At 62.8% G+C, this 3,220-nt stretch carries 3 protein-coding genes; 2 read left to right on the top strand and 1 reads right to left on the bottom strand.

The annotated features are described in order from the left end of the window. Positions 1 to 687 precede the first annotated feature (687 nt). The gene (locus AruPA_RS21495; RefSeq protein ID WP_265638770.1) at positions 688 to 1,392 is read left to right on the top strand and encodes an EAL domain-containing protein; all 705 of its coding nucleotides are present in this window, start codon (positions 688 to 690) and stop codon (positions 1,390 to 1,392) included. Between the two features lie 115 nt (positions 1,393 to 1,507). Here AruPA_RS21495 and AruPA_RS21490 read toward each other — a convergent pair whose 3' ends face one another. Then, positions 1,508 to 2,437 (bottom strand): PEP-CTERM sorting domain-containing protein, encoded by a 930-nt coding sequence (locus tag AruPA_RS21490; RefSeq protein ID WP_265638769.1) that lies wholly within the window; start codon positions 2,435 to 2,437, stop codon positions 1,508 to 1,510. 274 nt (positions 2,438 to 2,711) lie between these two features. On the opposite strand from AruPA_RS21490, the gene AruPA_RS21485 reads away from it, so the two are divergent. Then, a partial coding sequence (locus AruPA_RS21485) for a hypothetical protein (protein ID WP_265638768.1) occupies positions 2,712 to 3,220 on the top strand: 509 nt, incomplete at its 3' end.

Raw genomic sequence — 3,220 nt, 5'->3', positions numbered from 1 at the left:
CAAGCTACGTTGCGGCCCCAAGTGGCCAGGATGGGCCCGATCCGACGCCAGCCGTCCTGCCCTGGGTCGCCACCCAGGGCAGGACATTCCTCGTGGAACACAGGCAATATATCAGGATTCGATATTACAAGGATGGGTATCCCTCGATACCCATCAATCCAGCCCGCAAACCGGGGATAGAGTGCTCGTCCATCATAACGCTCCCGAACGGCATCATACCTCAACCGGATCAACGGCACGATCGACACGATCGGCAGCGCGCTAATCCAATCCGTCACCGACAGACGCTACAACGGCGCGGCCAGCGCACTGGTGACACGCAACGACGGCACCCGCATGACCCGTCCGCCCGCCCGAACGAAACATCGCAAACACCGGCAAGCCATCCCCCCAGGCGCCGCCGGCGTCGGCTCCGCCGATCCCCCGCGCGCCGCAAGCGGCATGACCCGACGGCCGATGGGCGAACCGCCGCCCCGGTTAGCACGCTCATACTGCCGATCACGGCCGCCATCGCCAGATTGTGAGTAGATCTCTTGATTTTGTTTTCCATTTATTAGGATCCGCCATGATAACTGTCGTAAACTGAGGTTAGTAGAAAGTTTCTATATGAAAACAAACGATACGCGGACGAGACCGCAGACTGAATGCGGGCACTGTCGCCGCGGCGCGTACGACTTTCCCCTGACCATGGCGTTCCAGCCGATTGTGGACATCGCCCGGCAGGAGGTCTTCGCCTATGAAGCCCTGGTGCGCGGCCCGAACGGGGAAACCGCCGCTTCGGTCATTGCCGCCGTCACCGAAACCCTGCTCTACGGCTTCGATCAGGCTTGCCGCGTAACCGCGATCGAACAGGCAACCGCGCTCGGACTGGTCGGGACCTCCGCGGCACTCTCCATCAATTTCATGCCCAATGCGGTCTACGAACCCCAGGCCTGCATCCGCAAAACGCTGGAAACCGCGGCCCGCGTCGGCTTCCCGACCGACCGGCTGATCTTCGAGATCACCGAAGGCGAAGCGGTAACCGACCCCGCCCATCTAGCCCGCATCGTCACCGCCTATCGCGCCATGGGTTTCCGCACCGCGATCGACGATTTTGGCGCCGGCCATTCCAACCTCAATCTTCTGGCGCAATTCCGTCCTGACATCATCAAGCTCGACATGGTCCTGATCCGCGACATCGATCGCGATAAAACTCGCCAGAGTCTTGTGCGTCATTGCGTCGGACTATGCGATGATCTCGGTATTCTCATGGTGGCGGAAGGGATCGAGACGTTGGCGGAGTACCAGACCTTGCGCGAACTAGGCGTTAACTTCATCCAGGGCTACCTGCTCGCAAAACCGGGCTGGCGCCGTTTGCCCGATGCTCAATTCATCGATCTTACCCGCGTATGAGCCAGCGGTTCGGCGGCGTGCTCTGCCGCACCCCACCCTCATGTCCGCCCCGTACAAGCCGCACCTGGCACAACGCGGCCAGCGCGCGTGCCAGAACCCCGGCTGGGCGGCCGTCTCAGCGCCGCCGCCGGATCGCCAGCCCCAACCCGAGCAATCCGGTTCCGAGTAAGGCAAACGAACCCGGTTCCGGCACTGGGGTGACCGCGCGCCGATAAATGAACGTCACCGAGCCACTGGCACCGCTTCCGGTGTAAATCCCAGCTTGCCCATCGCTCAGCACGGCGTTGGTAGCATCGGCCGCCAAAAACGAACCGCCACCACCGGCACCGGCGTTGGTCTGAGCCCCGTAGCCGCCGGTAAAGCCGCCACCGCCGCCGCCGCCGGTGAACGGTTCACTCTCCGAAGCCACGCCACCGGCGCCGCCACCGCCGAATCCCCCAGCCACCGAGGTGCCGTCTCCCCCACCAGCGCCGCCCGTCGCAAAACTGTTGCCGCCATTGCTGGTGCCGCTGCCGCTACCGTCCTGGCCGTTACCCGAAAATCCGCCACCCCCGCCTGCATTGGCGCCGGCCGCGCCGCCTTGGCTGCCGCTGTTATCCGCGAGACCGCCGCCACCGTTGAAAAACGTGAAATTGTTAGGCAAAATAACGCCGCTCGCGCCGCCACCTCCGCCCGCGACCAATAGGGGCGTCATACCATTGTTCGCCACCACAAAACTGCCGCCGCCGCCGCCGCCGCCATCCCCACCACCGCCGACCAGTATCTCAAGACTCTGGTTGGCGCTCAAACTGAAATCTCCCGTTATGCTGGCGCCGCCACCACCACCGATGGCGTTGTTCCCCGGAATGCCGCCACCGCCACCGCCCCCGACCGCGGTGATTTCATAAACCCCCGCAGTCTGAACAGTATAATCCACAATGCCGCCACTGTACCCGATGCTCGTCGTGCCAGCCCCGATCGTGCCGGCCCAGGCCTGCGCAGTAAAGCCGGAAATTCCGGCGGAAACCATGCCGAAAACGGCGCTGCTCGCGATCAAATGCCGCATGACGCGGCGGTGTTTTGTCATTGATGATGGTCCCTTTCCTAACACTGTTTCCGAAATTTCATTAATACAAATCTTTTATGCAAATTCCATGCCAAAAATATATGAATGGAAAATCAATATGATATCGTAACCATGCACGCACAGGTGTAAAGTTTTCCGACACATCACACCGCATCCAATGGCGCGCCTCACCGAACCCGACCTCCAGAGTTCTCACACGCCCTCCTAACAAAACCCTTTCTCACCCCCCACCGATCATGGTCTAACCCTCCCCATGATCGCAAACGCGCCGTTCATGCCTGCCGACCCGACCGAGCGCTTCACGGTGATCTTCCGTGCCCTGCAGCGCTCGGTTGCCGACAACGGCTACCGCCTCAAAATCCACGGCCCGCTCATCGTCCTGATCTGGAACTACCTCGCCCGCCAGATCGCCCGCTTCGCCCGCATCGCATCCCGCCCACCCCAATCTCCCCGCACCCGCACCCGCGCTCCCAAACCGGTCGAGCGCGAACCCGCCACCGCCAACCCCAAACCCAAACCACCCGTCACCCTGCCGCGCGGCTTCGCCTGGCTGATCCGCCTGCTGCCCAACGGCCCCGCCACCGTCGTCGCCGGTGCCGCCGCCCGCGCCGATCTCCAGCTTTTCATGGAAGACCCCATCGTGCTGGACCTGCTCGCCACCCACCCCAGCCTCGGCCGCATCCTCCGCCCCCTCCACACCATGCTCGGCCTGCGTCCCCCCCAAATCATCAAACGCCCCAGAAAACCCCGGGGCGAACCCAC

The sequence above is a fragment of the Acidiphilium sp. PA genome, assembly GCF_026191915.1.
Classification (GTDB): domain Bacteria; phylum Pseudomonadota; class Alphaproteobacteria; order Acetobacterales; family Acetobacteraceae; genus Acidiphilium.
The sequence above is the reverse complement of the archived record's forward strand: the minus strand, read 5'-3'. Positions and strand labels throughout refer to the sequence as shown.

What these genes read in the sequence shown, in the direction of transcription:
- AruPA_RS21495 (WP_265638770.1), top strand. Translation starts at nt 688, where the DNA reads ATGGCGTTCCAGCCGATTGTGGACATCGCCCGGCAGGAGGTCTTCGCC.
- AruPA_RS21490 (WP_265638769.1), bottom strand. Translation starts at nt 2,437, where the DNA reads ATGCGGCATTTGATCGCGAGCAGCGCCGTTTTCGGCATGGTTTCCGCC.